At 58.6% G+C, this 3,995-nt stretch carries 3 protein-coding genes; all 3 read left to right on the forward strand.

Annotated features, from left to right (window positions below):
* Positions 1–216 precede the first annotated feature (216 nt).
* From IB241_RS27240 to IB241_RS27250, 3 genes are read left to right on the forward strand one after another with little or no spacing between them, the layout of a single operon-like run.
* Positions 217–876, forward strand: coding sequence for a paraquat-inducible protein A (locus IB241_RS27240; protein ID WP_192301268.1), 660 nt, complete (start codon positions 217–219; stop codon positions 874–876).
* Complete coding sequence (locus IB241_RS27245) at positions 863–1,486, forward strand: paraquat-inducible protein A (protein ID WP_192301269.1); 624 nt, start codon at positions 863–865, stop codon at positions 1,484–1,486. Before IB241_RS27240 ends, IB241_RS27245 begins: the two co-directional genes overlap by 14 nt.
* Positions 1,479–3,782 carry a PqiB family protein gene (locus tag IB241_RS27250; protein WP_192301270.1) on the forward strand — a complete coding sequence of 768 codons (2,304 nt, stop codon included), beginning with the start codon at positions 1,479–1,481 and terminating at the stop codon, positions 3,780–3,782. Before IB241_RS27245 ends, IB241_RS27250 begins: the two co-directional genes overlap by 8 nt.
* Positions 3,783–3,995: the final 213 nt, after the last annotated feature.

Here is a 3,995-nt window from a genome sequence, read left to right on the forward strand (position 1 = left end):
CAGTGAAACGATGCATCGCCGATGGTAGTGTGGGGTTTCCCCATGTGAGAGTAGGTCATCGTCAAGATTAAATTCCGAAACCCCATTTGCGAAAGCAGATGGGGTTTTGTTTTGGGCGGTCGAAAAGCAATTAAGCCCCGACAAATTTGCACAGTTATTTCTGAACCAGACCACTAGAATAGGCACCTAACCATTTTTAGAGTCAGAGCCCTATCTATGTCTGATCCGGTTGATACCCTTGAGGTGTCGGATTTACCACTGGACGACCTGGTGGCATGCCATGAGTGCGACTTGCTGATGCGCAAGCCAGCACTCGCCCTGGGCGAAAAAGCCCAATGCCCCCGCTGCGGCTACGAGTTGTACGCCCATCGCCATAATGTCGTTGAACGCAGCCTCGCCTTGGTGCTCGCCGCGCTGTTGCTGTACATCCCGGCGAACTTTTTGCCGATCATGCAGCTCAATCTACTTGGGCAAACCTCTGAAGATACCGTCTGGAGCGGCGTCGTCGGCCTGTTCGATACCGGCATGCAAGGCGTCGCCGTCGTCGTCTTCCTGTGCAGCATGGGGATTCCCTTGCTCAAGCTGCTCTGCCAGTTGGCAGTCCTGCTCAGCATTCGCTGGAACATCGGTCGCAGCTACGGACTGCTGCTCTACCGTATCTATCACCACATGAAAGACTGGGGAATGCTGGAGGTCTACCTGATGGGTGTCTTGGTCGCGATTGTAAAACTCGCCGACATGGCCTCCATCACCGTCGGCCTGGGACTGGTCTGTTTCGTCAGCCTATTAATGGTTCAGGTACTACTTGAGGTGGTGATGTCGCCGCACCAGATCTGGCAAGCGCTGTCAGGAGAGGATGATCATGCGGGCGATTGATGCAGGCATTCTGATTTGTACCGAATGCCATGAGTTGAACAAACAAGACTCGGACACCGATGAACAAATCTGCACCCGTTGCGGTGCGCTGATCCACGCCCGTCGCCCGAACAGCCTCGCGCGTACGTGGGCGCTGCTGATCACGGCCGCTATCTTGTACATTCCCGCTAATCTGTTGCCGATCATGACCATCAACTCCCTCGGCCAGGGCGACCCGAGCACCATCATGGCCGGCGTGATCCAACTGGTGCAGCACGGCATGTTCCCCATTGCCGCCGTGGTGTTCATCGCCAGTATCCTGGTGCCGACGTTCAAGCTGGTCGGCATCGGTCTGCTACTGTTCTCGGTGCAGCGTCACCAGCCACTGTCCGCGCGACAGCGCATTGTGATGTACCGCTTTATCGAGTTCATTGGCCGTTGGTCCATGTTGGATATTTTCGTGATCGCCATCCTGGTGGCGGTTGTAAACTTTGGGCGGCTTGCCAGTGTCGAGGCCAATCTCGGCGCTGCGGCGTTCGCCAGTGTGGTGATCTTGACGATGCTTGCCGCAGTAACTTTTGATCCCCGACTGATTTGGGATAACACGGAGTCGGACGACGACCATGAGTGATTTGCCTAAAGCTAAAACCCGCCCGGCCTCCAACTGGTCGGCCATTTGGGTGCTTCCCCTGATTGCCCTGATCATCGGCGGCTGGCTGGGGTGGCGCGCCTATACCCAGCAGGGCATCGACATCCAGGTGCGCTTTGAAAGCGGCGAAGGTATCCAGGTCAACAAAACCGAAGTGGTCTACAAAGGTATGACCGTGGGCAAGGTCAAGGCCTTGGCCCTGGACGACGAAGGCAGTAATCGCGGGGTGATCGCCACCATCGAGATGAATAAGGACGTCGATCAGTACCTCAAGACCAACACCCGTTTCTGGCTGGTCAAGCCAAGCGTCAGCCTCGCCGGTATTACCGGTCTGGAGACCCTGGTTTCGGGCAACTACATCGCCGCCAGCCCGGGTGACGGTGAGCCCACACGCAAATTCAAGGCGCTCTCTGAAGAACCACCGCTATCGGACGCCAAGCCCGGCCTGCACCTGACGATCAAAGCCGACCGCCTCGGCTCATTGAACCGAGGCAGCCCGGTGTTCTACAAGCAGATCCAGGTCGGCCAAGTCAAAAGCTACCTGCTCTCCGAGGACCAGAGCACCGTCGAAATCAAGGTCTACATCGAACCGACCTACGCCAGCCTGGTGCGTAAACACACGCGTTTCTGGAACGCCAGCGGCATCAGCATCGACGCCAACCTCTCCGGCGTGAAGGTGCGTAGCGAGTCGCTCTCCAGCATCGTCGCCGGCGGCATTGCCTTCGCTACCCCAGAGAACCGCAAGGACAGCCCGCCGACCGACCCGAGCCTGCCTTTCCGTTTGTACGAAGATTTTGACGCCGCCGCTGCCGGCATCAAGGTCAAGGTCAAGCTCACCGACTTCGAAGGCTTGCAGGCTGGTCGCACGCCGGTGATGTACAAAGGTATCCAGGTCGGCAGCCTGAAGACCCTGAAGATCGACCCGTCCCTGTCCAGTGCCAACGCCGAACTGACCCTCGACCCGCTGGCCGAAGACTATCTGGTGCAAGACACCCAATTCTGGGTAGTCAAACCGTCGATCTCCCTGGCCGGTATCACGGGCCTTGAAGCCTTGGTCAAAGGCAACTACATCGCCATCCGCCCCGGCGACAAAGGCAGCGCGCCGCAACGCGAATTCGTCGCGCGTGCCAAGGCGCCGCCGCTGGACCTGCGCTCACCGGGCCTGCACATGGTGCTGTTCACCGACAACCTCGGCTCCCTGGACGTGGGCAGTCCGATTCTATACAAGCAGGTCAAGGTCGGTTCGGTGCAGAGCTACCAGTTCTCGCGCAAGAACAAACAACTGGTGATCGGCGTACACATCGAGAAGGAATACGAAAACCTGGTCAACGGTTCCACGCGTTTCTGGAACGCCAGTGGCGTTACCCTGACCGGCGGCCTCACTGGTGGAATCCAGGTCAAGAGTGAGTCCCTGGCCAGCCTGATGGCCGGTGGCATTGCCTTCGAAACCCCGGAGCAGAACGTACCGCTGAAAAAACGCATTCCGCGTTTCCGCCTGTTCACCGACCGTGAGGCGGCCAATCAACACGGCACCTTGGTAACCATCAAGGTCGACCGTGCCGATGGCATGCGCCCAGGCACCCCAGTGCGTTTCAAAGGCCTGGATGTGGGCAAGATCGAAAGCGTCGACCTCAGCGCAGACATGCAGTCGGTGCTGCTCAGCGCGCGCATTACCCAAGTGGCGGATCGCATTGCGCGCGTCGGCAGCCAGTTCTGGGTGGTCAAACCTGAGCTGGGCCTGATGAAAACCTCCAACCTGGAAACCCTGGTCACCGGCCAATACATCGAAGTCCAGCCTGCAGTGAAGAACGCCGGCCCGCAAAAAAGCTTCGTGGCCTTGGACCAACCGCCAGAAGTCGTTCATCAAGAGGCCGGCCTGAGCCTCACCCTCAGCGCCGCCCGCCGTGGTTCGCTGAAGGAAGGCGTGCCAGTGACGTACCGTGAAGTGACGGTGGGTAAAGTCACCGGTTACGAACTGGGCCAGACCGCCGACCGCGTGCTGATACACATTCTGATCGAGCCCAAGTACGCGCCACTGGTGCGCAGCGGCAGCCGTTTCTGGAACACCAGCGGCTTTGGTCTGGACTTCGGCCTGTTCAAGGGCGCGACGGTGCGAACCGAATCCCTGGAGACCCTGGTCGCCGGTGGTATCGCCTTCGCCACGCCAGACGGCGAGCGCATGGGCAATGCCGCGCTGGCACGGCAGACCTTCCCGCTGTTCGACAAGTTCGAGGATGAATGGCTGACCTGGGCACCGAAGATTCCACTCGGCAAGTAGACCGAGGCGTGGCCTTCGCAAGCAAGCCCGCTCCCACACCCGACCGCTTTCCAAAGGATGGACTCGGTCAAATGTGGGAGCGGGCTTGAACTGGTCTAATGATTTTGGACACTTCAATCGGGCGCTATGATGGCGCCCAAATCTGAGGTGTTTGGATATGCGTAAATCTTATTCAAGTGAGTTCAAACTCAAAGCTGCCAGCATGGTGCTGGA

Origin of the sequence: Pseudomonas sp. PDM05 (genome assembly GCF_014851685.1) — a bacterium.
In the GTDB taxonomy this organism is placed as follows: domain Bacteria; phylum Pseudomonadota; class Gammaproteobacteria; order Pseudomonadales; family Pseudomonadaceae; genus Aquipseudomonas.

Excerpts from the sequence above, each read along its gene's own strand:
- IB241_RS27240 (WP_192301268.1), top strand. The coding sequence starts at position 217 with ATGTCTGATCCGGTTGATACCCTTGAGGTGTCGGATTTACCACTGGAC.
- IB241_RS27245 (WP_192301269.1), top strand. The coding sequence starts at position 863 with ATGCGGGCGATTGATGCAGGCATTCTGATTTGTACCGAATGCCATGAG.
- IB241_RS27250 (WP_192301270.1), top strand. The coding sequence starts at position 1,479 with ATGAGTGATTTGCCTAAAGCTAAAACCCGCCCGGCCTCCAACTGGTCG.